The sequence below is a fragment of the Alkalibacterium olivapovliticus genome, from assembly GCF_003003275.1.
Taxonomy (GTDB): domain Bacteria; phylum Bacillota; class Bacilli; order Lactobacillales; family Carnobacteriaceae_A; genus Alkalibacterium; species Alkalibacterium olivapovliticum.
Genome location: NZ_PVTO01000002.1, coordinates 50,828 through 76,758, shown reverse-complemented (window position 1 = coordinate 76,758; position 25,931 = coordinate 50,828). Strand labels below are relative to the sequence as shown.

General features: G+C 39.9%; 22 protein-coding genes. All 22 read left to right on the top strand.

Annotation, left to right across the window (positions count from 1 at the left end):
- Positions 1-212 precede the first annotated feature (212 nt).
- The 22 genes from pdhA to carB all read left to right on the top strand — a co-directional run bounded on the left by pdhA (position 213) and on the right by carB (position 25,909).
- Positions 213-1,319 (top strand): pyruvate dehydrogenase (acetyl-transferring) E1 component subunit alpha, encoded by a 1,107-nt coding sequence (gene pdhA, locus CLV38_RS01345; protein ID WP_106190511.1) that lies wholly within the window; start codon positions 213-215, stop codon positions 1,317-1,319.
- 2 nt (positions 1,320-1,321) lie between these two features.
- Positions 1,322-2,299: an alpha-ketoacid dehydrogenase subunit beta gene (locus tag CLV38_RS01340; protein WP_106190508.1), complete on the top strand. Its 978-nt coding sequence runs from the start codon at positions 1,322-1,324 to the stop codon at positions 2,297-2,299.
- An 87-nt stretch (positions 2,300-2,386) separates the two neighbouring features.
- Positions 2,387-3,793: a dihydrolipoamide acetyltransferase family protein gene (locus tag CLV38_RS01335; protein WP_281260029.1), complete on the top strand. Its 1,407-nt coding sequence runs from the start codon at positions 2,387-2,389 to the stop codon at positions 3,791-3,793.
- Positions 3,794-3,805: 12 nt separating this feature from the next.
- A complete protein-coding gene (lpdA, locus tag CLV38_RS01330) occupies positions 3,806-5,215 on the top strand; it encodes a dihydrolipoyl dehydrogenase (RefSeq protein ID WP_106190505.1) in 1,410 nt (469 codons plus the stop codon).
- 117 nt (positions 5,216-5,332) lie between these two features.
- A complete protein-coding gene (locus CLV38_RS01325) occupies positions 5,333-6,109 on the top strand; it encodes an inositol monophosphatase family protein (protein ID WP_106190502.1) in 777 nt (258 codons plus the stop codon).
- A gap of 194 nt (positions 6,110-6,303) precedes the next feature.
- Positions 6,304-8,136 (top strand): translational GTPase TypA, encoded by a 1,833-nt coding sequence (gene typA / locus CLV38_RS01320; protein WP_106190499.1) that lies wholly within the window; start codon positions 6,304-6,306, stop codon positions 8,134-8,136.
- Between the two features lie 109 nt (positions 8,137-8,245).
- Positions 8,246-8,521 (top strand): DUF1507 family protein, encoded by a 276-nt coding sequence (locus CLV38_RS01315; RefSeq protein WP_106190497.1) that lies wholly within the window; start codon positions 8,246-8,248, stop codon positions 8,519-8,521.
- A gap of 72 nt (positions 8,522-8,593) precedes the next feature.
- Positions 8,594-8,899 carry a YlbG family protein gene (locus CLV38_RS01310; RefSeq protein WP_106190494.1) on the top strand — a complete coding sequence of 102 codons (306 nt, stop codon included), beginning with the start codon at positions 8,594-8,596 and terminating at the stop codon, positions 8,897-8,899.
- A 22-nt stretch (positions 8,900-8,921) separates the two neighbouring features.
- Positions 8,922-9,479: a 16S rRNA (guanine(966)-N(2))-methyltransferase RsmD gene (rsmD, locus tag CLV38_RS01305; RefSeq protein WP_106190492.1), complete on the top strand. Its 558-nt coding sequence runs from the start codon at positions 8,922-8,924 to the stop codon at positions 9,477-9,479.
- Positions 9,480-9,977, top strand: coding sequence for a pantetheine-phosphate adenylyltransferase (gene coaD, locus CLV38_RS01300; protein ID WP_106190489.1), 498 nt, complete (start codon positions 9,480-9,482; stop codon positions 9,975-9,977).
- Positions 9,978-11,015: a SepM family pheromone-processing serine protease gene (locus tag CLV38_RS01295; protein ID WP_106190486.1), complete on the top strand. Its 1,038-nt coding sequence runs from the start codon at positions 9,978-9,980 to the stop codon at positions 11,013-11,015.
- Positions 11,016-11,112: 97 nt separating this feature from the next.
- Positions 11,113-11,748 (top strand): helix-hairpin-helix domain-containing protein, encoded by a 636-nt coding sequence (locus CLV38_RS01290; protein WP_106190483.1) that lies wholly within the window; start codon positions 11,113-11,115, stop codon positions 11,746-11,748.
- A 90-nt stretch (positions 11,749-11,838) separates the two neighbouring features.
- A complete protein-coding gene (locus CLV38_RS01285) occupies positions 11,839-12,312 on the top strand; it encodes a ComE operon protein 2 (RefSeq protein ID WP_106190811.1) in 474 nt (157 codons plus the stop codon).
- 185 nt (positions 12,313-12,497) lie between these two features.
- Entirely contained in the window at positions 12,498-14,666 is a 2,169-nt protein-coding gene (locus tag CLV38_RS01280; protein WP_170068779.1) for a DNA internalization-related competence protein ComEC/Rec2, read from the top strand.
- A 14-nt stretch (positions 14,667-14,680) separates the two neighbouring features.
- A complete protein-coding gene (holA, locus tag CLV38_RS01275) occupies positions 14,681-15,706 on the top strand; it encodes a DNA polymerase III subunit delta (protein WP_170068778.1) in 1,026 nt (341 codons plus the stop codon).
- Positions 15,707-15,875: 169 nt separating this feature from the next.
- Complete coding sequence (gene rpsT / locus CLV38_RS01270; protein ID WP_106190475.1) at positions 15,876-16,127, top strand: 30S ribosomal protein S20; 252 nt, start codon at positions 15,876-15,878, stop codon at positions 16,125-16,127.
- A 94-nt stretch (positions 16,128-16,221) separates the two neighbouring features.
- Positions 16,222-18,207, top strand: coding sequence for an excinuclease ABC subunit UvrB (uvrB, locus tag CLV38_RS01265; protein WP_106190472.1), 1,986 nt, complete (start codon positions 16,222-16,224; stop codon positions 18,205-18,207).
- A gap of 465 nt (positions 18,208-18,672) precedes the next feature.
- On the top strand, positions 18,673-19,215 hold the full coding sequence (gene pyrR / locus CLV38_RS01260) for a bifunctional pyr operon transcriptional regulator/uracil phosphoribosyltransferase PyrR (RefSeq protein WP_106190470.1): 543 nt from the start codon (positions 18,673-18,675) through the stop codon (positions 19,213-19,215).
- Between the two features lie 214 nt (positions 19,216-19,429).
- Positions 19,430-20,350: an aspartate carbamoyltransferase catalytic subunit gene (locus tag CLV38_RS01255; RefSeq protein ID WP_106190467.1), complete on the top strand. Its 921-nt coding sequence runs from the start codon at positions 19,430-19,432 to the stop codon at positions 20,348-20,350.
- A gap of 15 nt (positions 20,351-20,365) precedes the next feature.
- A complete protein-coding gene (locus tag CLV38_RS01250; protein ID WP_106190464.1) occupies positions 20,366-21,649 on the top strand; it encodes a dihydroorotase in 1,284 nt (427 codons plus the stop codon).
- Positions 21,646-22,737, top strand: a complete 1,092-nt coding sequence (locus tag CLV38_RS01245) for a carbamoyl phosphate synthase small subunit (RefSeq protein ID WP_106190461.1) — start codon at positions 21,646-21,648, stop codon at positions 22,735-22,737. Before CLV38_RS01250 ends, CLV38_RS01245 begins: the two co-directional genes overlap by 4 nt.
- Positions 22,730-25,909, top strand: a complete 3,180-nt coding sequence (gene carB, locus CLV38_RS01240; RefSeq protein ID WP_106190458.1) for a carbamoyl-phosphate synthase large subunit — start codon at positions 22,730-22,732, stop codon at positions 25,907-25,909. The genes CLV38_RS01245 and carB overlap by 8 nt, the downstream gene beginning before the upstream one ends.
- The last annotated feature ends 22 nt before the right edge of the window (positions 25,910-25,931 follow it).

Here is a 25,931-nt window from a genome sequence, read left to right as displayed (position 1 = left end):
TGACTGAAAACAGAGTGTAACAGTCGTATTGTGCATATAGTCACAACGAACTGGAATCGCCTTTATATCAAGGTTTTTCTTAGGCCTGCCTAGGGATTATCGCTTGCATTTCTACCCTAATCATGATAGATTTATAAAGGAATGGATAAAATTGTAACAGTAAAAAACATCTGTTACATTTAATTAGACAAACAGAGAGGAATGGGTAATCTATGGCAAAGCAACCAGTTGATTATGAAGCATTACTAAGTTCAGTAGAAGCTTCATTTCCGATGGTTCAAATTTTAGACAAAGATGGTAAAATCGTCAACAAAGACATTATGCCAGATTTATCTGATGATGAATTAGTAGAATTAATGAAAAGAATGGTATGGTCTCGTGTTCTTCATGACCGTTCGATGGCCCTTGCACGTCAGGGGAGATTAGGTTTCTATGCACCTACTATGGGTCAGGAAGCATCTCAATTAGCAAGTCATTTCGCATTCAAAAAACAAGACTGGTTCTACCCTGGGTATCGTGATGTACCTCAATTGATCCAACACGGTTTACCAGTATCTCAAGCTTTCTTGTGGTCTCGTGGACATGTAGAAGGAAATAACTACCCAGATGATTTACATGCAATTCCACCTCAAATTATTATTGGAGCACAATTTATCCAGGCAATGGGTAATGCTGTTGGACAAAAATTAGCAAATAAAGAAGACGAAGTGACATTCACTTATACTGGAGACGGTGGATCTTCACAGGGTGATGTTTACGAAGGTATGAACTTTGCCGGACGTTACAAAGCGCCTGTTGTTTTCTTTATTCAAAACAATGGCTATGCGATTTCTACTCCTCGTGAGAAACAGTCTGCTGCTATGACATTAGCTCAAAAAGCTGCAGCTGCAGGAATTCCGGGAATTCAAGTAGACGGAATGGATCCATTAGCCGTTTACGCTGTAACGAAACAAGCTCGTGACTGGGCTGTAGCTGGAAACGGTCCTGTATTGATTGAAACAATCACATCTCGTTTCGGACCGCACTCTACATCTGGTGATGATCCAACACGTTACCGTGAACAAGATTCATTCGATTACTGGGAACAAAGAGATCCATTGATCCGCTTCCGTAAATTCCTGGAAGAAAAAGGATTATGGTCAGAAAAACAAGAAGAAGAATTGATTGAACAAACTAAAGAAGAAATTAAACAAGCTGCTAAAGAAGCAGACCAAGCGCCTAAAATGCAGATTTCAGACTTCCTGAAAAACATGTTTGAAGAGCCTGGTCAAAATATTACAGAGCAGATTGAGAAATACGAAGCAAAGGAGAGTAAATAATCATGGCGAATCTTACAATGATTCAAGCAATCACCGAAGCACTTGATCAAGAAATGGCTCGTGATGAAAAAGTCTTGATTTTCGGAGAAGACGTAGGTAAAAACGGCGGAGTCTTCCGTGCAACTCAAGGCCTTTTCGATAAATACGGTGAAGACCGTGTCAATGATACTCCACTTGCTGAATCTGGAATCGGAGGAATGGCATTCGGTTTAGCTGTTCAAGGTTTCCGTCCAGTAATGGAGATTCAATTCTTTGGATTCGTATTCGAAGTAATGGATTCAATCGTTGGTCAAATGGCTCGTACTAGATACCGTATGGGTGGAAAATTAAACTTGCCTGCTGTTATTCGTTCACCTTTTGGCGGTGGAGTACACACTCCTGAAATGCACGCGGACAGTTTAGAAGGATTAATGGCTCAGTCTCCAGGACTTAAAGTCGTTATCCCTTCAAATCCTTACGATGCTAAAGGGTTACTGACAGCAGCAATTCGTGAAGAAACTCCGGTTGTGTTTTTGGAGCACATGAAGCTATACCGTTCATTCCGTGATGAAGTACCTGAAGAACAGTATACTATTCCTCTAGGCAAAGCTAATGTCGCTAAAAAAGGAACGGACGTAACAGTCGTTGCTTATGGCTACATGGTTCGTGAAGCTCTAAAAGCTGCTGAACAGTTAGAAAAAGACGACGTATCAGTAGAAGTTATTGATCTACGTACTGTTTCTCCAATCGACTATGAAACAGTTGTAGATTCCGTACAGAAAACAGGACGTATGGTTATGGTTCAAGAAGCTCAACGTCAAGCAGGTGTTGGAAATACAGTGATTTCTGAAGTTTCTCAACGCGCAATCTTGTCACTTGAAGCACCAATCGGCTTTGTTACTGCACCGGATACCGTTTATCCATTTGGACAGGTTGAAAACATCTGGTTACCAAGTGCTAAAGATATTACAGAATCTATCAAAGAAACTGTGGAATTTTAAATATTAATTGAATCCAAACTCAAAAGGGACACTCTTTTTAACTCATTCGAGTAATTAGAAAGACTGTTCCTTATTGAGTACTTTACTATGTCAAAAGATTTTAATATAGAAGGGAAGAAAAAAATAATGGCTTTTACTTTTAAACTCCCTGATGTTGGGGAAGGAATGGCTGAAGGCGAAATCGTAAGCTGGTTAGTTTCTGAAGGAGACACAGTTGAAGAAGGCGATTCGATTGCAGAGATTCAAAACGATAAATCAGTTGAGGAATTAGCTTCTCCAGTAGATGGAAAAATCAAAAAATTCTTGGTAGAACCTGGTACAGTTGCTTCAGTAGGAGATCCGATCGTAGAGATCGACGCAGAAGGTGACGTAAGCAGCGACGACGAAGGAACTGACTCTAAAGAAGAAACTGATTCTAAAGAAGCAGCAGCTTCTGAAACTGAAATGTCTTCTGAAGAAGCAGCTGCTGGAACTGAAAAAACGGATCCTGCTCAATCAGAAGGAGCAACTTCTGGCGATGTTGTCAAAACGTCTGATCCAAGCAAACGTGTCTTGGCTATGCCTTCAGTTAGACAGCATGCCCGTGATAAAGATGTAGATATCAGCCTGGTTGAAGCAACTGGAAAAGGTGGACGCACAACTAGAGACGATATCGATAACTTCCTGCAAGGTGGAGGCGTTAAAGCTGAAACTTCTGAAGATAAAGCAGAAGACAAAGCAACTAAATCATCAGCACCTTCAGCACCATCTGTTTCTACATCAGCTAAGCCTTTCAAATCCGGACGCTCTGACGAAGAAACAAGAGAAAAAATGTCAACAACGCGTAAAGCTATCTCTAAAGCGATGGTTAACAGTTCATTGACTATTCCTTCAGTATCACTGTTCGATGAAGTTGATGTGACTAAATTGATGGCACACCGTACGAAATTCAAAACGATTGCAGCTGAGCAGGATGTTAAATTAACGTTCTTACCTTATGTTGTTAAAGCAGTTATTGCTGTAATGAAAAAATTCCCAGCTTTAAATTCTTCAATCGATGATACAACAGATGAAGTTGTTTACAAAAACTACTTCAATATCGGAATTGCTGCTGATACAGAGCAAGGTCTATATGTACCTGTTGTAACTGATGCTGACAAGAAATCAATGTTCAGTATTGCTTCTGAAATCACTGAATTAGGCGGAAAAGCTCATGAAGGTAAATTGAAATCTAGTGATATGGCTGATGGATCAATTTCTATCTCTAATATCGGTTCTGTCGGTGGCGGTTGGTTCACTCCAATCATCAACTATCCTGAAGTCGCTATTTTAGGCGTAGGTCGTATTGCTAAAAAAGCAATTGTAAATGATGAAGGAGAAGTTGTTGCTGCTCCAATGCTGGCATTGTCACTAGTCTTCGATCACCGTGTTATTGACGGCGCAACTGGTCAAAAAGCGATGAACGAATTGAAACGTCTGTTAGCAGATCCTGAATTATTATTAATGGAAGGATAAGGTGAAACGTAAATGGTAGTAGGAGATTTCGCAATTGAATTAGACACAGTAGTTATCGGAGCTGGCCCAGGAGGATATGTTGCTGCAATTAGAGCAGCCCAAATGGGACAGAAGGTAGCTATTATTGAAAAAGAATACATCGGCGGCGTTTGTCTGAACGTTGGATGTATTCCATCAAAAGCATTGATTTCTGCTGGTCACAAATACCAGGAGTCATTAGATTCTACAGCGTTTGGAGTAACATCTGAAAATGTTAAAATCGATTTTGCTAAAACGCAAGAATGGAAAAACACTCAAGTCGTTTCAAAATTGACTAAAGGTGTAGAAGGTCTTCTTAAAAAGAATAAAGTTGAAATTCTTGATGGAGAAGCATTCTTTGTTGACGAAAACACTTTACGTGTAATGGGCGAAGATAATGCTCAGACTTATTCATTCAACAATGCGATTGTTGCTACTGGTAGCCGTCCGGTTGAAATTCCAGGATTTAAATTTAGTGATCGTGTATTAGATTCTACAGGCGCGCTGAACTTATCTGAGATCCCAGCTAAGATGGCAATTGTTGGTGGTGGGTACATCGGGTCTGAATTAGCAGGCGTTTATGCTAACTTGGGAACTGAAATTACAATATTAGAAGGATTACCTTCAATTCTTAACGGATTTGACAAAGACATGGTTAAATTAGTTGAGAAGAACTTCAAAGCACGTGGTGTTAACATTGTCACTGATGCTATTGCTAAAGAAGCTGTTGTCTCTGACAATGGTGTAACTGTTAAGTATGAAGCTAAAGGAGAAGAAAAATCTCTTGATGTTGATTACGTTCTAGTTACTGTCGGTCGTCGTCCAAACACTGATGAGCTTGGCTTAGAACAAGCTGGTGTTGAGATGCTTGATCGCGGTTTAATCAAAGTTGACAATCAGGGACGTACGAATGTTCCAAGTATCTGGGCAATCGGAGATGTGGTTCCTGGAGCAGCATTAGCACACAAAGCAAGCTACGAAGCAAAAATAGCAGCTGAAGCTATCGCTGGTAAGAAAGTTGCGGTAGATTACCGTGCGCTTCCTGCAGTAGCCTTTACTGATCCAGAAATCGCTTCTGTTGGTTTAACAGAAAGTGAAGCTAAAGATCAAGACTTAGACATTAAAGTTACTAAATTCCCATTAGGCGGAAATGGTCGCGCGTTATCACTTAACGCGACTGAAGGTTTCGTTCGTCTGATCACGACTAAAGATGATGATCACGTGATTCTTGGTGCACAAGTGGCTGGAATCAGCGCGTCTGATATCATCGCTGAATTAGGATTAGCTATTGAAAGTGGAATGAATGCTGAAGATGTGGCTATGACTATTCATGGACACCCTTCATTAGGTGAAACAGTTATGGATGCTGCTGAAGCAGCTCTAGGTTTCCCTATTCATATGTAATATCAAAAGAAAGGCCTTTAGTTTACTAGAGGTCTTTCTTTCTATACATAGTTATATATTGCAATTTTACCAGGACTTTATTACACTAATAGGATAAAGAAAAGAGGAATGAATGTAATGAATTTAAAAGACAGAGACAGTCTGATCCAAAAATGGCTGGTTGAAATTAAAGAGTATATTATTGAACAAAAAAATACTGATTTGAATATTGAGGAAAAAACAGCAGATAATGATTTAGTGACACGTATGGATAAATCAATCGAAGAACAGTTAGTAAAAAAAATCAGAGAGACCTTTCCGGAAGATAAAATAGTTGGCGAGGAAGGGTACGGAGATGATGTCAAAGATCTGACCGGGACGGTCTGGTTTATTGATCCTATTGATGGGACTTTGAACTTTGTCATGCAGCAGGAGAACTTTGCAGTTATGATTGCTGTTTATACAGAGGGTGTAGGTCAGTTAGGCTATATCTATGATATTACACACGATAAATTGTATTCTTCAACTAAAGGAGACGGCGTTCGTTGTAACGGGCAACAATTGGAAATACCTCTTGATCTGAATCTATCTAAAGGTTTAGTAGCGTCTAGTTCTGCTTTAATGTGTAAAGATCAATACCCCGCTGTCAGAAAAATTGGAGCAGAAAGTCTTGGGGTTCGGATGCTTGGATCAGCTGGATTGGAAACGATCGAAGTAGCTAAAGGCAACGTGTCCGCCTATATTGCATCTAACCTAAAACCATGGGATATTGCCCCGGGGTTATTATTCATGGAAGAATTAGGCATGACGGGAACGCAGTTTGATAATCAGCCAATAGACCTGCTGCAAAATAATAATATCGTCTTTGCGACAAAAAATGCTCACAAAGACATCATAGATATGTTAGAGAAATAAAAAAAAGTTGTAATTCACTTACTTTTATTGCTATAATGTTGTGTGCAACAAGACAGGATATCTGAGGAACATTTATTCTTGAGTTATACATTTCAAGATTAAGTGTTTTTTTTGTGAAAGAATATGAAAATATTATGAAAACTCAATTGATGCCTGCTATTAGACAAAGGAATTAAGAAATTTGGAGGAAATATATGATTAAAAGAGAAGATGTAAGAAATATTGCAATAATTGCCCACGTCGACCATGGGAAAACGACTCTAGTTGATGAACTGTTAAAACAGTCAGATACATTATCTGCTCACGGTGAGTTAAGTGAGAGAGCAATGGATTCAAATGATTTAGAAAAAGAACGTGGCATTACGATCCTGGCAAAAAATACTGCTGTTAACTATAAAGAGCACCGTATCAACATTTTGGACACACCTGGACATGCTGACTTCGGTGGCGAAGTTGAACGTATCATGAAAATGGTTGACGGTGTCATTTTAGTTGTAGATGCTTATGAAGGAACAATGCCTCAAACCCGTTTTGTATTGAAAAAAGCTTTAGAAATGAAATTGCGCCCATTAGTAGTTGTAAACAAAATTGATAAAGATACTGCACGTCCATCTGAAGTAGTGGATGAGGTACTTGATTTACTGATTGAACTTGAAGCAGATGAAGATCAATTAGAGTTTCCAGTTCTTTACGCTTCAGCGATCAATGGAACAAGCAGTTATTCTGCAGATCCAGCAGATCAGAAAGATACAATGGAACCTATATTTGAAAGCATCTTAAAAGAAGTTCCTGCTCCTGTAGACAACAGTGACGAACCGTTACAATTCCAAGTGTCGCTTCTTGACTACAGCGATTACGTTGGACGTATTGGTATCGGACGTGTGTTCCGTGGAACAATCAAAGTTGGAGACAACGTTACTTTAAGTAAACTTGATGGATCGACTAAAAACTTCCGTGTCACTAAATTATTCGGGTTCTTCGGATTAAGCCGTGTTGAAATCGACTCAGCCAAAGCTGGGGACTTGATTGCCGTTTCCGGTTTTGAAGATATTTTCGTTGGAGAAACTGTTACACCAGTTGACCATGTAGATCCACTACCGATCCTGCACATCGACGAGCCGACTTTACAGATGACATTTTTAGTCAATAACTCTCCTTTTGTTGGTAGAGAAGGAAAATGGATCACTTCCCGTAAAATCAAGGAACGTTTAATGCTGCAGCTTCAAACGGATGTATCATTAAAAATCGATGAAACTGAATCACCTGATGAATGGGTTGTTTCAGGACGTGGCGAATTACACCTTTCCATCCTTATTGAGAATATGAGAAGAGAAGGATATGAGTTACAAGTATCCAGACCCGTTGTAATCATTAAAGAAATTGATGGCAAGAAGTATGAGCCATTTGAAAAAGTTCAAATCGATACACCTGAAGAGTATATGGGTGCAGTTATTGAAAACCTGGGAACACGTAAAGCAGAAATGCAGGACATGATCCATACGGGTAATGGACAAGTTCGATTGATCTTCCTGGCGCCTGCACGTGGGTTGATCGGGTTTACTAATGAGTTCTTGTCAATGACTCGTGGATACGGCATTATGAACCACACATTCGATCAGTACCTTCCAATGATTGGTGGGAAATTTGGGGAACGAAGAAATGGTGCACTTGTATCTATGGAAAACGGTGTTGCTACAACGTACGGTATCATGAATATTGAAGAACGAGGTGTTATCTTTGTAGAACCTGCAACTGAGGTTTATGAAGGAATGATCGTTGGACAACATAACCGTGATAACGATTTGGCTGTTAACTTAACAAAAGAGAAACAGAAAACAAATGTCCGTTCTGCAAACAAAGACCAGACCAACGTCATCAAACGTCCGCGTAAAATGACACTTGAAGAATCGCTTGAATTCCTGGCGGATGATGAGTACTGTGAAGTTACGCCTGAATCTATTAGATTGAGAAAGAAAATATTAAACAAAAACGTTAGAGAAAAAGCAACTAAAAAATCAAATGGTTAATTTGACTAGGTTGTTTTAAAAGAGCGATATTTTATTTCATATTCACTTTCTATATGCTATACTTACTAAAGTATAGACTATTGAAGGATGAAAAAGGAAGGAAATGCCTATGGATCAGCTGCAGATTGCATTAGCAAAAGACGTTTTAAACGAGGATGCTAAACAGATTGCATCGTTAATTGAGAATCAGCAACATTTGTGTGTGTCGTGTCCTGCATTTGAAGAAGTGATTGATACTCAGATGTTCGGCTTTTCTAAAAAAGTGGAATTCGCTACTGCTATGGGTATGATCGAAGAAGAAGAAGGTCATTTGATGTTGAGTACCTTAGAAAAACATTTAAATGATGTCTATTCGGAAGCTTTTAATTCAACTAAAAACGATTAAACTATTTCAAAAAACCCTCTTCATGAGAGGGTTTTTTTGTTATAATGAAAAAAACTATTGTAGGTGAAAAGCATGGAACAGGAATTAAGTGAACGAGCCGGTCTAGTCGTATGGCTCTATACAACAAAATATGTAAATAAACTGAAACGGTATGGTCTAATTCACTATGTCTCTAAAAATATGAATTATGTCATCATGTATGTCAATCGGGATGAAAGAGAAACGTTATCCAAAACAATTAGTAAACAGCACTTTGTTAGAAAAGTTGAAGATTCTCATCAGTGCGAAATACCAAAAACATTCGATGGGATTTTGGACCAGGTCGTCGCTTTAGCTAAGGAAAAAGCGGATAACGAAACAACAGGTCAGGCTATTTAATTTGACAAAAAGGATGACGTAAATGAGAGTAATATCAGGTGAATATGGTGGACGAACTTTAAAATCGCTGAAAGGAACTACTACCCGGCCAACCACTGATAAAGTGAAAGAAGCGGTATTTCATATCATTGGCCCGTATTTTGATGGTGGAACTGTACTGGATCTTTATTCAGGCAGCGGTTCGCTGGGGATTGAAGCGGTCTCTAGAGGAATGAGTACGGCCTATCTTGTAGATAAAAACGGTGAGGCAATTTCTGTCATTGATGAGAATATCAGGATGACTAAAGAAGAATCCAAATTTGTCGTTTGGCGAAAAACCGATCATCAGGCTTTAGCAGAATTGAAACGAACTGATAAAAAGCTTGATCTGGTTCTATTGGATCCGCCTTATGCTCACGAAGAACTGAACAGTATCCTGCAGAAGCTGATTGATTTTGATCTTTTGAATGAATCGGCCCTAATCGTTTGCGAAACTGACAAAAGAGTGAGTATAGATTTCGGTGATGAGTCACTCGAACTGTATAAGGAAAAAGTTTACGGCGCATCTAAAATCACATTTTTTGAATGGGTGAATAAATAAGTGAGAAAAGCATTGTATGTTGGCAGTTATGATCCTGTCACTAAGGGACATCTCAATATTTTACAGCGGGCTTCACGACTGTTCGATGAAGTCATCGTGGTCGTCAGTGCCAGCACTGCAAAAAGTTACTGGTTTTCAGCTGATAAACGAGTGGATATGATTGAAGAAGCGTTGAAGAGTGAAGGTATTTCAAATGTCTCTGTCATGGCCCATGACGGGTTGACCGTCAGTCTAGCTGAATCAATAAAAGCGACTGTCCTTATCAGAGGGATTCGAACGATTAAGGACATGGAGTACGAAGTTGATATTGCAACGCTTAATAAAACTCAGAACTCAAGTATAGAAACCATTTTTCTGATTTCAGACGAAAGCTATCGGTCGATCAGTTCGACTATGGTGAAAGAAATTGCATTTTACAATGGGAAAATTGAAAAATTAGTACCTGAAAATGTCTCAATTGCATTAAAAGAAGCAGTCAAAAAGAGGCGGTCCGAATAATTGAAAAATAAGAAAATAGTAAAGTGGATTAGTTATACTCTGCTTCTTTATCTTTTCTTTTTTATACCAATTCCTTATTATATAGAACGACCCGGCAATGCTGTAGATATTAATCCTCTGATTGAAGTTGATGGAGCATCTCAAAACATTGAAGGACGATTGATGCTGACAACCATTGAAATGTTCAAAGCCACGCCCTTTACCTACTTTTACCAGTTTCTTCCTTATCACTCGATTGTCGGTGAAGAACAGTTGCTGGGTCAATTTGAAAATTATGATGAATACCGTGTCTTACAGCGTTATTTTATGGATAACTCTATTGATATGGCCAAAGCGGCAGCGTTTAATGCGTCAGAACTTTCTTATGATATAGATTATTTAGGTGTTTATGTCATGAGTATTGCTGAAGAATCATTATTTAATTCAGAGCTGGTTCTGGGGGACAGTATAGTTGCTATAAATGATCATCCTTTCCAGAACACTGATGAGTTTGTAGAACTGGTCAGTGAAAGAGAAGTAGGAGACACAATATCACTGGTTATTGAACGAAATGATGAACGTTCTGAAATCGAAGGCGAACTCATTATGCTGGAAAGCACAGGCCTTCCTGGAATTGGGATCAGTTTAGTTACTCGAACACAGGTCGAAACTGATCCTTTAGTCTCAATCAACTCCGGTAATATTGGGGGACCTTCAGCTGGATTAATGTTTGCACTGGAAGTTTATTCTCAATTAAATGACCTTAGGTTGAATAACTATCAGATTGCTGGAACGGGCACTATAAATGAAACAGGAGAGGTCGGTCGTATCGGAGGCGTAGAGAAAAAAGTAGTTGCCGCTGATAGAGAAGGGGCTGATATATTCTTTGTTCCTGATGATCTCGTTGACGAAGACATTCTTGATCTCATACCTGACTACAGATCGAATTATCAAGCTGCACTTGAGACAGCTGAAGATATCGGTACAGAAATGGACATTGTCCCTGTACGGCACATCAGTGAAGCTGTTGACTATTTGAATAATATCGCCGATCAGTAAAACTTATTTTCCATACTGGAAATAAGTTTTTTTGTTTTTGTCGTGAGTTTTTGTTTATTTAGTCAATATGTATATATAAGAAAGAGAGGAGGCTAACGTGAACGTTATTGAAAGACATAAAACGACTATATTAATCGGGTTGGGAATTATTATAGCTGGTTTATTTATTTACCAGACAGTCTGGGATCAGGCTGCTGATCAATTGGATGATTCAGAAAATATTACTTTGGAATCGATGGTCAGTCAAGGTGACGATGAGTCCACAGTATATGAAGAAATGGATGAGGGTTCTGACATTAAAAATCAGTCTTTGTATGTAGATATTAAAGGAGCGATACAGATGCCTGGAGTGTACGAAATGCAGAGTCATCAGCGAGTGATTGATGTCATTCAGAAGGCTGGCGGTTTGAAAGAGGATTCTGATTCTAATACAATCAATTTTGCCAGGCAGCTGGAGGATGAAATGATGATTTATATCCCGCACGAAGGGGAAGAAGTATATGTTGAGCTTGAAGGGGCACCTGAACCATCTAGCGAGGCAAGTATTAATATCAATCAGGCTGATCTGAACAGTCTGCTGAGTTTAAATGGGATAGGTCCTCAGAAGGCTCAGGAGATTATAGCATACCGTGAGTCAAATGGACCATTCAGTTCAATAGAGGACATTACAAATGTTTCAGGTATTGGGGAAAAAACTTTTGAAAAAATTCAGGATCAGATCACAGTTAACTGATGCACTATATTGCGTCGTAAGTTTCGCTCTTGTATACTAATTGAATAACATGATTATTATACTAGGACATTGATTGGAGTGAATATAATGATAGAAAGAATTCCATGGAATCAGTATTTCATGTCTCAAAGCATGCTGATTTCGATGAGAAGCACCTGTTCACGTCTGGCGGTCGGCGCAACGATTGTTAGGGATAAACGGGTCATAGCAGGGGGCTATAATGGCTCAGTAAGTGGTGATGTCCACTGTATAGATGAAGGCTGTTACGTTGTTGATGGCCATTGTGTGAGAACCGTTCATGCAGAAGCAAATGCTCTATTACAGTGTGCCAAGTTCGGAGTGAAGACAGATGGTGCCGATCTATACGTCACCCATTTCCCTTGTCTGCAGTGCACAAAACAGTTGATTCAGAGTGGTATAAACAAAATATACTATTTAAATGACTATCATAACCACGAATATGCAGTTGAATTACTTAATCGTGCAGGTGTTCTGTCAGAAAAGATAACGGTTCCGACTGAATTTTTTAAGAGTATTGAAAATGTGTACACTGAACCAGAATAAAGTTAATTTTGTCAATCCTTAAAGGAAGAGTGATATTCCCCTCGTTCCTCCTTTTTCTGTTTGTTTTGTCTATTCAGAGTAATCATATTATCTTGATTACCCTCACCATGTTTTATTTTGTGAAAATTTGTCGTTCTAAAAATACTCCTCTTATTCTAATTACTTTTACACTATTATCCTTAGCCTTGATTTCCAGATATGATGGTAAACAGGCTGAACCGGCGATTGCTGTTCAGGCTATCACCGGAGTGTTAGAAGTTAAACAGACTACCTGGAGGATAGACGGAGATCAGTTGAGATTTCAAGGGTATCTTAAAACTGATCAGTACCAGGGAGAAGTCGTGGTCAGATATACTATAAATTCAGAAATTGAGAAAGAAGAACTTCTATCAACTGTGCCTTCATTTTTGTCCGTGGAAGGAGAACTCGAATCTCCTCGTTCACAAACAAATTACAACCAGTTTGATTACCAGCTTTATCTAAAGAGACAACAGATTACGTCTATTTTTCAGAGCAGACAACTTTCCACGGTCCAGGCACCTTATTCGTTTTTTAGCAGGGAGTATCCGATTGATTCTTTACGGCAAATCATAATGACCTACTGTGATCGAACGTTTAAACAACATACAAGTAGTTACATCAAAGCCCTTATATTTGGTGACAGAAGAGAACTGTCTGAGGACGTCACCTCAGCTTTTAAAAATTTGGGTATTGTTCATTTACTTAGTATCTCAGGTCTGCATGTCTCACTGATCATCGTCATCGTGGATAAGCTATTGACAAAAATGACAGTGACCAGAGAATCAAATCGGCTTATACTACTAATACTTCTGCCGGTTTTTGGGTTTGCTGCAGGATTTGGTGTCAGCGTCTTCAGGGCGGTCATTCAAACGTGGGTCATGTGTATGTCAGATTTGAAAAAATGGTCATTTTCTTCTCTGGATTGTTGGAGTGTGGCGTTTGTTTTAGCTCTTCTTATAAATCCTACTATTCTATTCTCGATTGGATTTCAACTAAGCTACTCCATGAGTTTTTTGATTATATTTTTGTCTCAATTACCTATTTTTACCCAATCTACTAAGTTAAAGCAATTCATTTTATTGAATTTCATCCTATTTGCAGCATCCATTCCCATACTAAGCTTTCACTATTACGAATTTTCAGTGGGTGTGCTGCTACTGAATTGGTTGTACATTCCTTTTGTCTCATATCTTCTGATGCCAGGACTTCTTGTATTGTTTTTTCTTTCACCAGTCCTGTCATTAATAGATGGAGTGTTCTTTATCGAACAAATTGTAGAGATGCTTCTGATATTAATGGAAAAACTGACGGCGATAATTGACGAGTCCTTGTCACTGACTTTCATTTCCGGGCGCTTATCTGCAACTGTGATAATAGCCTGGATTGGTCTGATGGTAGTGGCATTGATTGTTCTGGAAAGCAGAAAGTCTTCACTTTATCTAATCAGTATAACGGCAATGCTTGTAATACTCATTTACAGTAACCGTTTTTCTCCTTTTGGTAAAATCGTTATGCTGGATGTTGGACAGGGGGATTCTATACTGATTAAGGAACCTTATAACAGAGGAAATTACCTGATTGACACCGGTGGTACCATACAATGGGGTGAGAAAGACGACTGGCAGTTAAGAGACAATCAGTTTTCATTGGGTAGCGATGTGGTTCTGCCTGTTCTGAAAGGGTTCGGAATAAATAAGCTGGATGCTGTTATTATTACGCATGCTCACTTTGACCATTATGGGGCATTAGCTGATATAGCCGATGAATTCCCTATAGACAAACTGATCATAAATCAGTTCACATACAGTAATGAAGCTTTCAAAAGTGAGTTGATGAATGTGACTGATCAGTCAATTCCTATTGTCATAATAGACAAGAACACTCAAAAGAACTTACCGAAAAATCTCAAACTGATCGGTGACCAATGGAGGGATGATGCCAATCTGAACAATCAATCTATGGTATTGATCGGGAAATATGGTAAACTGATATGGTTGTTCACAGGGGATATTGAAGAAAAAAGAGAGAGCAGTATCCTGTCTGAGTATCCTCATTTACAAGCTGATGTGTTGAAGGTATCTCATCATGGAAGTGCCACATCAACACATGCTGCATTTCTCGAACAAGTAGATCCCGAATACACACTGATATCAGTAGGGGGAAAAAACAGATTTGGGCATCCCGACGATGGGACGATCAGTCGGTTGGATGAGCATAATAGTGTGAATTACCGGACAGACACAGATGGAAGCATACTATATACCTACACAGATAACACATGGGTCAACCGGTGGCTGAATAAAAAAGGGTCTTTTAAAACAATCATTAAATGACAAGGGGTCTATGTATGAAAACAGCTTTTACTCAATTAAACGCGACATTAACTAAACAACTGAAAAATTGTTACCTGATTTGGGGAACAGAAGAACTGCTTTTTGATAATGCCATTAAAGCATTTAATAAACATATGGAAACCGGTAAAGAAGACCCTATGAACACCTACCACTTTAATCTTAAAGATACGCCAATAGAAGATGTTATTCATGAAGCAGAAAGTCTTCCTTTTTTTGGAGATCAGAAACTGATTATAGTACATGACAGTTTTATATTCAGTGGGAAAAAAGTGTCAAGTTCCATTACCCATAATATTGATCTGCTAGAACGGTACCTGAACGATCCTTCTGACTTTTCCACACTGGTCTTCCTGGCACCGTATGACAAGCTGGACAAACGGAAAAAAATAACTAAATCAATACTGAAAAAGGCAGAGGTCATTGAGGCTAATCCTGCTAAAGAAAGCGAGATTAGAAATTACCTGCAATCTTATTTCAGCGAGAAGGGATTTTCGATAGCTCCAGAAGCGATGAATCTTCTGCTGCAGTTAACTGACCATAATCTGACTAGATCGATCAAAGAAGCAGAAAAATTAGCTATCTACCATAACGGGCAACAAGCTATTACGATAGACGCTATTTCGAAGCTCGTATCAAAGTCACTTGAACAGAATATCTTTGACTTGAATGAAAGGGTACTAAACAAAAACGTGAAAGAGTCCATTGAATTATATCAGGATCTCATCACGCAAAAAGAAGACCCGATAAAAATTCTCGCATTGATGATAAGCCAGTTCCGTTTGCTGCTCCAAGTGAAGATATTGAAGAAGAAAGGCTATCAGCAGTCTGACATTGCAGCCATACTAAAAGTTCATCCTTTTAGAGTGAAGCTTGCAGTTCAGAAAGAGCAGAAGTTTCCTCAGGAGATCCTCTCGAAAGCTCATCATCTGCTGATTACTGCAGACCATGATATCAAAACCGGTAAGGTTGATCCGGAACTGCAGATCGAGCTGTTTATCTGGCAATTCTGCACACTCTAAATGGACTTGAGCTGAATTATTATTAAATTACCATTGAATAAATTGTCTCAATGTTGTAAAATGGGGAATGTTGAAGAAATCAACTGTGAAGGTTAATCAATTATTGCGTAATTACATGCAGTAAAATTAAACCCAATATAATTGAGATAAAATAAGGAGTGTTTTACCCATGCCAAATATGATACAAACAGTTAAAAGACAAAGACAAGACATTAAAAAGAGAGCTAACAATGTAGGACAAGCTACATCAATGAGAACATCTAAGAAAAAATTCCTGACAGCTGCTAAAAATAACGAAGAAAATGCTAACGAACTTTACGTTCAGGCAGTTAAAGCTATCGACAAAGCTGCATCAAAAGGAATTATTCACCCTAACAAAGCAGCGAGAGATAAATCTCGTTTAAGCAAAAAATTAGCTTAATAGTTTTTAAAGTATTCCCTCAAGACTCTAAGTCTTCGGGAATACTTTTTTTATGATAAACTATTTAAAGTAATCGTCTGAAAGGAGCAATATGATGGCCGAACAATCATTTAATTTAAAGTCGCTTTATCAACCAAGTGGTGACCAGCCTGAAGCTATAAAAAAACTGGTAAAAGGGATCAAGGAAAACCAGAAAGAACAAGTTTTGCTGGGTGCGACGGGTACGGGTAAAACCTTTACGATGTCTAATGTTATCCAGCAGGTCAATAAACCAACCCTGGTCATGGCACACAATAAAACCCTTGCAGGTCAGCTGTATACTGAATTCAAAGAATTTTTTCCAGATAATGCTGTTGAGTATTTTGTTAGTTATTATGATTACTATCAACCTGAAGCATATGTTCCGTCTTCAGATACGTTTATTGAAAAAGATGCCAGTGTCAATGATGAAATCGACAAATTGAGACACTCTGCCACCAGCTCCCTGCTGGAAAGACGGGATGTGATTGTTGTGGCGTCGGTCTCGTGTATTTACGGACTGGTTAACCCTAAAGACTACGCGGAGCATGTTTTATCTCTAAGAGCAGGTATGGAGGTCAGCCGAGAAGAATTACTCAGAAAGCTGGTCGATATGCAGTTTGAACGAAACGACATTGATTTCCAGAGGGGACGTTTCCGAGTTCGAGGAGATATTATTGAAATTTTTCTAGCCTCTCGAGAGAGTGAAGCTGTTAGAGTTGAAATGTTCGGAGATGAGATTGACCGGATAAGAGAAGTAGATGTACTCACCGGAGAAGTCAAAGCAGATTTATCTCACGTGGCAGTATTTCCAGCAACTCACTTTGTTTCGAATGATGAACAGACAAGGTCAGCCATTGAATCTATCCAGGCAGAATTAAAAGACCGCCTTGAAGAGTTTAAAAAGGACAATAAACTGCTTGAAGCCCAGCGTCTGGAGCAACGGACAAATTATGATATTGAAATGCTGATGGAAATGGGCTATTGCTCAGGTATCGAAAACTATTCCCGACATATGGACGGCCGTAAACCAGGGGAGTCCCCTTACACATTGCTTGACTTTTTCCCTAAAGATTCTTTATTTATTATTGATGAATCGCATATGACGATGCCGCAAATAAGAGGAATGTACAATGGAGATAAGGCAAGGAAACAGCAACTAATCGATCATGGCTTCCGCCTTCCGAGTGCTTTGGATAACAGACCGCTTCGTCTCGAAGAATTTGAAGAACGTGTACCTCAAATCAACTATATATCGGCAACACCAGCCGATTATGAAATGGATCGATCAAGTCAGGTAGTGGAACAAATCATTCGTCCGACGGGGTTACTTGATCCTATTATAGAAGTCCGTCCAATTAAAGGACAGATAGATGATCTGATTGATGAAGTAAATCAGAGAGTTGAAAAAGACGAACGGGTCTTTATCACAACCTTGACTAAAAAAATGTCTGAGGATCTGACTGACTATCTGAAAGAAGTCGGTATCAAAGTTCAGTATCTGCACAGTGACATCAAAACGCTGGAGCGGACCCAAATCATCAGAGACCTCCGTATGGGTAAATTTGATGTGCTCATAGGTATCAACCTTTTACGGGAAGGATTAGATGTTCCGGAAGTATCTATGGTCGCTATTTTGGATGCTGATAAAGAAGGTTTCCTTAGAAGTGCCCGTTCACTGATCCAGACGATAGGACGAGCTGCCCGTAACGAACAGGGGCGTGTTATTATGTATGCTGACCGCATAACCGATTCCATGAAGCAAGCCATGAGTGAAACAGAACGACGGAGAGAAATACAGGAACAGTATAATATAGAACACGGGATCACACCGACTACAATTAAAAAGGAAGTTCGTGATCTTATCCGAATCTCTACTGTCATTGATGATGAGGAAAAAGATTTATCTGAAGAAATCATCAAGCAGCTCTCAAGAGATGAGCGTCGAGAACTGATCGAGACGATGGAGCTGGAAATGAAGCAGGCTGCGAAAGAATTGGATTTCGAAAAAGCAGCTCAGCTGAGAGATGTCGTCATGGAGCTTAAGACAAAATATTCTTGATAAGAAAAGCGGGACGTACCGTTTAGCCTCGACAAGAAAATAGGAAATTTTCCCTGAATGAGCATACTGCGCAATGGGTAAATTTATCTTTTTCTCGAGAGGCTGGTACATGAAGCTAGACAACGGCTAAACTCATACTTTTATTAATGATTAAGAATAAGAGGTTGACTTTTTTAGTGCAAACCTTTAAAGTGAATTTAAATTGAATAGTAATCCTTTAAAAGATAGTCCAGTGAGGCTAAGAAGGAGCAGCAGGATCTCAATGCGTACCAGTGAGTACGGATGAGACCTTATAACAGGTGAGTTGTCTGACTTTACCTGATTTGCCTGAACATAACAATTGGCAGCACTCTTATCTTACATGGATAAGGGTGCTTTTTTTATGGAATCTATTCGAAAAGCAAGATAAGCACCATTGATCGAAAAGCAGCAGATCAATAGTTCATTCCAATAGGAGGAGAATACATGGAGAATCAGTCTAAAGTCGAAGTCGTCAATCAGGCAGCGATAGAACGCGCCTTGACTCGCATAACATATGAAATTATCGAAAAAAATAAAGGGGTCGAGCATCTTCTACTGGCGGGAATTAAAACCAGAGGGGTATTTCTGGCACACCGTATAGCTCAGCGAATCAAACAGCTTGAAGGGAATACAGTAGATGTTCTTGAACTGGATGTATCCTTATACAGGGATGACAGGGAAACAGAACAAAATGAGAACCCACTTCCCTTATCTGACTCTATCAGTATTAAAGGAAAAAAAGTGGTTATAGTTGATGATGTCCTCTATACTGGCCGGACAATCAGAGCAGCGCTTGATGCGATTATTGATTTAGGAAGGCCAGATAAAATATTCCTTGCTGTTCTGATTGATCGAGGGAACAGAGAATTACCTATCAGAGCAGATTTTGTAGGGAAAAATATTCCAACATCAAAAGAAGAAACCATTCAAGTCTCATTAAAAGAGACGGACGGCTATGATCAGGTCAATATCATTAAACTAAATTAATTTAATATATGTGAACTTTAAGTAGTGTCCTGAGAGACACTAAAGGTCGCAGGAACTGACAGAATAAGCTGGGAAAGTGTAATCAACTGATGCGCTCTCACAATCCTATCAGTCAAATCCTCCAGACCTTGTGCCGATATGGCAGCAGGTCTTTTTTTGAAATAAGAAGAGAACTTTGAAGGATCTTGAGGACAAAGATAAAAGGAGACATCCAATGACTAAAGTACAAACCAAGAGTAACCGTCATTTTGTATCACTGGAGCAGTTTGATAATACAGACATCATTAATATGATCAAAGCAGCAGTCGAATTTAAAAGGAACGGTCAGTTTCCTTCCTACACTGACAAATATGCAATCAACTGCTTTTTTGAACAAAGTACCCGGACACATAAGAGCTTTGAGATGGCTGAACGCCGTATGGGCATGCAGGTCCTTGAATTCCAGCCATCTATGAGCAGTATTCAGAAAGGTGAAAGCTTATATGATACGGTACTCACCCTTCAGGCTATCGGAGTAAATCTGATTGTCATTAGACACAGTGAAGAAGCCTATTACACCAAGCTGATTGAAAGTAAACATATTCATTGCTCGATTGTTAATGGAGGAGATGGAGCCGGCCAGCATCCAAGTCAATCGCTTTTAGACCTGATGACCATCTATGAAGAATATGGAACATTTGAAAATCTTGAAATAGCCATTGCGGGTGATTTGACTCATTCTAGAGTCGCTAAAAGCAACATGCAGATACTGAAAAGATTAGGGGCTAAACTATACTTCACTGGTCCGCAGGAATGGTATGATCCATCTTTTGAAGAATACGGAACATACTCAGCCATTGATAAACTGATCGATCGAGTCGATGTCATGATGTTGTTGAGGGTTCAGCACGAAAGACATAAGGAATCTGACAGTCGCTTCTCAAAGAGTACATACTTACAGAAGTATGGCATTACTTGCGAAAGAGAATCCAGAATGAAGCAGTCAGCCATAATCATGCACCCCGCACCCGTCAATCGAGGAGTAGAGATTGATGACAGTTTGGTTGAGTGCGAACGGTCTCGAATCATCACACAAATGGAAAACGGGGTCTATGCACGTATCGCTATTATTGATTCAGTATTAAAGCACAGATAAGGGAGAGGGAATCATATGTCACTTTTAATCAGGAATGCGTCCATCATAAAGAATGATCAGAAGACTCAGTTAGTTGATATATATATAGTGGATAAAAAGATTGCCGAAATAGCTGAGAATATAAAAAAAACTGCAGATAATGTAATCGATGCAGAAGGGCAATTGGTTACGCCGGGACTGATTGATGTTCACGTTCACCTGAGGGAGCCGGGATACGAATATAAAGAAACGATAGAGTCAGGGACTAAAGCTGCAGCTCGAGGAGGATTTACTACTATATGTGCGATGCCGAATGTAAATCCCGAACCTGATACAGTTGAACATCTCAATAGAATATTGGCGGTCATTTCTAAAGAAGCCAGTGTAAAAGTGAGACAGTACGTCCCGATTACAAAAGGGCTGACATCAGAGGAATTGACAGATCAGAAGGCGCTGCTTGATGCAGGTGCATTTGCCTTTACGAATGACGGGGTAGGCGTTCAGACAGCTGGAACAATGTATAAAGCAATGCAGCAGGCAGCACTTTTGAGGACGACGATTGTTGCCCATACTGAAGATGATTCTCTTCTGTTTGATGGGGGAGTAATGCACGAAGGAAAACGAAACAAAGAGCTGGGATTGCCTGGCATGCTCCAGTTGACCGAATCGACTCAAATAGCCAGAGACGTGCTGCTGGCTGAGGCGACAGGTGCGCATTACCACATTTGTCATGTGTCGTCTAAAGAAAGCGTGCGAGTCATAAGGGATGCTAAAAAAGCAGGAATCAATGTAACTGCGGAGGTTTCACCCCACCATTTACTGCTATGTGAGGATGACATACCAGGGGATACAAGTCAGTACAAAATGAACCCACCTCTTAGAGGGAAAGATGATCAGACAGCATTGTTAGAAGGGCTGGTTGACGGGACGATCGATATAATCGCAACTGACCATGCACCTCACAGCGACGAAGAAAAGAACGGCTCGATGATCGATTCTCCATTCGGGATAGTCGGAAGTGAGACTGCTTTTTCACTTCTGTACACTTATCTGGTGAAAACGGGAAAGTTGTCATTAAGTAAACTGATAGACAGTCTGACTGCAAGTCCGGCAAAGATTTTCGGATTTGAAGAAGGGGACCTTGAAGTCGGTGCACCAGCGGATATCGCTTGTTTTGATTTAACTTCCGACATAGAGATCAGAAAAGAGGACTTTCAGTCTAAAGCATCCAATACACCATTTTTGGGATGGAAGGTTAAGGGATCAACAGTATTTACTGTAGTGGACGGCCAGGTTATTTATCAGGAGGAATCTAAATGAAGAAAAGACTACTAGTATTGGAAGATGGGTCTGTTTTTAAAGGCTATGGATTTGGATCCGACAAAGAAACGATTGGTGAAGTGGTGTTCAATACCGGCATGACAGGCTACCAGGAATCTATTACAGACCAGTCCTACAATGGGCAGTTATTGACGTTTACCTTTCCTTTAATTGGAAATGCAGGAATAAACAGAGATGACTACGAATCTATATTCCCAACTACGAGAGCAGTGATCGTCAAGGAATTTGCCAGAAGACCGTCTAACTGGAGAAGTCAGATGAACCTTGATGAATTTCTAAAAGAAAAAGATATTCCCGGACTAACAGGTGTAGACACTAGAAGACTGACACGTGTTATTAGAGAACATGGCGCAATGAAAGCTATTTTAACTGATGATTCACGACCGATCGAGGAGATTACATATCAGTTGTCTCAAGCAGAGCTGCCAACGAATCAGGTCGAGCAAGTATCAACCACACAACCCTATGTCAGTCCACAAAATGGACGGAAAGTGGTGGTTGTTGATTACGGACTGAAGCATAGTATATTGCACGAACTGAATAAAAGAGACTGTCATGTGACAGTGTTACCCCATGATACAAAAGCTGAAACGATTCTGAATTTGAATCCGGACGGGGTTATGCTCACTAACGGGCCTGGTGATCCGAAAGATTTACCTTATGCACACGAAATGGTGAGGGAGCTTCAGAAACATGTTCCTATCTTTGGGATTTGTCTTGGACATCAGCTGATTGCTCTGGCAAATGGAGCTGAGACGTACAAAATGAATTTTGGTCATAGAGGGTTTAACCATCCTGTGCGGGAAATCGCGACGGGTAAAATTGATTTTACTTCTCAAAACCATGGCTATGCCGTTTCAGAAGAGTCAGTTGATAAAGATAAACTGATGGTGACACACATTGAGATAAATGATGAAACGGTTGAAGGGTTAAGACACCGTCATCATCCGGTTTTCAGTGTTCAGTATCATCCTGATGCAGCTCCTGGGCCTCATGATGCTGCCGGATTGTTTGATCAGTTTATTGAATTAATGGACGCTTGGAAGGTGGAAAACAGAGATGCCTAAAAGAACAGACATAAAACGAATTCTAGTTATTGGCTCCGGCCCCATTATTATAGGTCAGGCAGCCGAATTTGATTATGCAGGAACGCAAGCCTGCCTCGCACTGAGAGAAGAAGGATACGAAGTTGTCCTGGTTAATTCCAATCCTGCTACAATCATGACAGATAAAGAAATAGCAGATAAAGTTTATATAGAACCACTTACGCTGGAATTTATTTCTAAAATACTGCGTAAAGAACGTCCGGATGCTATCCTGCCGACTCTGGGAGGACAAATGGGACTCAATATGGCTATTCAGCTGGATGCAGCAGGCATACTTGAAGAACTGGACATTGAACTTTTAGGCACTAAATTATCTGCCATTAACCAGGCTGAAGACCGTGATTTGTTCCGTCAGCTGATGCGTGAACTGAACGAACCTGTTCCGGATAGTGACATTATCCATACCGTAGAAGAGGCTGTTGACTTCGCAAATGAAATCGGCTATCCCCTGATTGTTCGTCCGGCTTTCACAATGGGAGGCACAGGTGGAGGGTTATGTGACAACGAAAGTGAACTGAGAGAAATTGTCGCTAACGGGATAAAGTTATCACCGGCTCATCAGTGTCTGGTTGAAAGAAGTATTGCCGGATACAAAGAAATTGAATACGAAGTAATGAGAGACCATGAGGACAATGCGATGGTCGTATGTAATATGGAAAATATTGACCCAGTCGGTATACACACAGGAGATTCCATCGTTATAGCGCCAAGTCAGACTTTGACAGATAAAGAGTATCAGATGCTCAGAGATGCCTCGCTAAAAATTATTCGTGCTTTAAAAATCGAAGGTGGGTGTAATGTTCAGTTAGCGCTTGATCCTGACAGTTTTAATTACTTTATTATAGAAGTAAATCCAAGAGTCAGCCGATCATCTGCTTTAGCGAGTAAAGCAACAGGGTATCCAATTGCAAAACTGGCAGCGAAGATTGCAATTGGACTGACACTGGATGAAATGAAAAACCCAGTCACTCAGACAACTTATGCTCAATTTGAGCCAGCACTTGATTACGTAGTAGCCAAGATTCCCAGATGGCCATTTGACAAATTCGAATCAGGAGACCGTACTCTAACGACTCAAATGAAAGCAACAGGAGAAGTCATGGCTATTGGTCGTACCATTGAAGAGAGCCTTTTAAAGGCAGTCCGTTCTTTAGAGATAGGGGTCAGTCATCTGGAACTGGAAAGTCTGAAAACATTGAGTGAGGATCAACTGATTGCTAAAACGGTCAAAGCTCAGGATGATCGTCTGTTCTATCTGATAGAAGCAATTAGAAGAGGTTACTCAATCGAAGAGCTAGCTGAATTAACAAAAATCGATCTCTTCTTTTTAGACAAACTTCTGCATATAGTTGAAATAGAGGACCAGTTAAAAAACAGTAAAAATGACGTTGATCAGCTTTTATATGCTAAACAATACGGATTTTCTGACTCAGCTGTTGCAGGGTTATGGGATATGACGGAACAAGAAATCAGTCTTTTAAGAGAAGAAAAAGGTATACAACCAGTATTCAAGACAGTGGATACTTGCGCAGCTGAATTTGATTCGTCAACACCATATTTCTACAGTACGTATGAGGAAGAACAAGAAAGCATGGTAACGGAGAAGGAATCCATATTAGTATTAGGGTCTGGGCCGATAAGAATCGGACAGGGCGTTGAATTTGACTATGCAACAGTTCATTCTGTCAAAGCTATTCAAGCAGCTGGTTATGAAGCCATCATCATGAATAACAATCCGGAAACAGTGTCCACTGATTTTTCGATTTCTGATAAGCTTTATTTCGAACCACTGACTGTAGAAGATGTTATGAATGTCATCAAACTGGAGAAGCCCAAAGGGGTCATTGTACAATTTGGCGGTCAGACAGCGATCAATTTAGCTGAGCCGCTTGAAAAACTTGGCGTAAAAATATTAGGAACGACTGTCGAAGATCTGGACCGAGCTGAGAACCGAAATGCTTTTGAGAAAGCATTGAATGAACTCAACATCCTTCAACCAGAAGGCAGCACAGCAACTAACGAAAAAGAGGCGCTTATCATAGCTGAAAGAATCAGCTACCCCGTACTTGTTCGTCCAAGCTACGTATTAGGTGGAAGAGGGATGCAGATAGTCGATAATGCCAAAGATTTATCAAGATACATGAATGATGCCGTTAAAATATCATCAGACCATCCAGTCCTGATCGACCGTTATCTGATTGGGGAAGAAGTGGAAGTCGATGCAATATGTGATGGGGAGAATGTCCTCATTCCTGGAATAATGGAACATATCGAACGTTCCGGTGTCCATTCTGGTGACTCAATGGCAGTCTATCCTCCGCAGCGATTAACACAGAAAACAATCGACACAATAGTCGACTACACTGAAAAATTAAGTGCAGGCCTCAACTGCTTGGGGCTCATGAACATTCAATTTGTTATACATGAAGAGATCGTTTATGTAATCGAAGTAAATCCAAGGGCCAGTCGAACATTGCCTTTTTTAAGTAAGGTAACAGGGATTCCTATGGCTCAGGTCGCGACAAAGGCCATATTAGGCGAGTCAATTATAGAACAAGGGTATGAGCCCGGATTGTTTAATACACCAAATCTTGTCCACGTTAAAGCACCTGTGTTCAGCTTCTCTAAACTGCATAAAGTAGATGCGACACTTGGACCTGAGATGAAATCAACTGGTGAAGTGATGGGGAGTGACAGTACGCTTGAAAAAGCTTTATATAAAGCTTTTGAAGCAAGTGATATGCATTTGCCGGATCATGGGAAAGTAGTCTTTACTGTATCAGATGAAGACAAACAGGAAGCAGTCGATTTGGCAAAACGATTCCATGAAATTGGGTATCTGATTGTAGCGACTAAAGGAACAGCGGACGCATTCAATGAGGCTGGCATTCCAGCTGAAGCCATTCATAAATCAGCTAATGACAGTGACCAGTCTATTTTAGAAGTCATCATGTCGGATCAAGTGGACCTTGTAGTCAATACCATGGGTAAAAATATCGATGCCATGCAAGACGGTGTATCCATAAGAAAAGCATCTATTGAAAAAGGCATTCCATTAATGACTTCACTGGATACTGTATCAGCCATCATCAGCGTTTTAGAATCCAAAACATTCATGACTGCTGCTTTATAAACTTTTGACAACTAATTAAATG

What these genes read in the sequence shown, in the direction of transcription:
- pdhA (WP_106190511.1), top strand. Translation starts at nt 213, where the DNA reads ATGGCAAAGCAACCAGTTGATTATGAAGCATTACTAAGTTCAGTAGAA.
- CLV38_RS01340 (WP_106190508.1), top strand. Translation starts at nt 1,322, where the DNA reads ATGGCGAATCTTACAATGATTCAAGCAATCACCGAAGCACTTGATCAA.
- CLV38_RS01335 (WP_281260029.1), top strand. Translation starts at nt 2,387, where the DNA reads ATGTCAAAAGATTTTAATATAGAAGGGAAGAAAAAAATAATGGCTTTT.
- lpdA (WP_106190505.1), top strand. Translation starts at nt 3,806, where the DNA reads ATGGTAGTAGGAGATTTCGCAATTGAATTAGACACAGTAGTTATCGGA.
- CLV38_RS01325 (WP_106190502.1), top strand. Translation starts at nt 5,333, where the DNA reads ATGAATTTAAAAGACAGAGACAGTCTGATCCAAAAATGGCTGGTTGAA.
- typA (WP_106190499.1), top strand. Translation starts at nt 6,304, where the DNA reads ATGATTAAAAGAGAAGATGTAAGAAATATTGCAATAATTGCCCACGTC.
- CLV38_RS01315 (WP_106190497.1), top strand. Translation starts at nt 8,246, where the DNA reads ATGGATCAGCTGCAGATTGCATTAGCAAAAGACGTTTTAAACGAGGAT.
- CLV38_RS01310 (WP_106190494.1), top strand. Translation starts at nt 8,594, where the DNA reads ATGGAACAGGAATTAAGTGAACGAGCCGGTCTAGTCGTATGGCTCTAT.
- rsmD (WP_106190492.1), top strand. Translation starts at nt 8,922, where the DNA reads ATGAGAGTAATATCAGGTGAATATGGTGGACGAACTTTAAAATCGCTG.
- holA (WP_170068778.1), top strand. Translation starts at nt 14,681, where the DNA reads ATGAAAACAGCTTTTACTCAATTAAACGCGACATTAACTAAACAACTG.
- rpsT (WP_106190475.1), top strand. Translation starts at nt 15,876, where the DNA reads ATGCCAAATATGATACAAACAGTTAAAAGACAAAGACAAGACATTAAA.
- uvrB (WP_106190472.1), top strand. Translation starts at nt 16,222, where the DNA reads ATGGCCGAACAATCATTTAATTTAAAGTCGCTTTATCAACCAAGTGGT.
- pyrR (WP_106190470.1), top strand. Translation starts at nt 18,673, where the DNA reads ATGGAGAATCAGTCTAAAGTCGAAGTCGTCAATCAGGCAGCGATAGAA.
- CLV38_RS01255 (WP_106190467.1), top strand. Translation starts at nt 19,430, where the DNA reads ATGACTAAAGTACAAACCAAGAGTAACCGTCATTTTGTATCACTGGAG.
- CLV38_RS01250 (WP_106190464.1), top strand. Translation starts at nt 20,366, where the DNA reads ATGTCACTTTTAATCAGGAATGCGTCCATCATAAAGAATGATCAGAAG.
- CLV38_RS01245 (WP_106190461.1), top strand. Translation starts at nt 21,646, where the DNA reads ATGAAGAAAAGACTACTAGTATTGGAAGATGGGTCTGTTTTTAAAGGC.
- carB (WP_106190458.1), top strand. Translation starts at nt 22,730, where the DNA reads ATGCCTAAAAGAACAGACATAAAACGAATTCTAGTTATTGGCTCCGGC.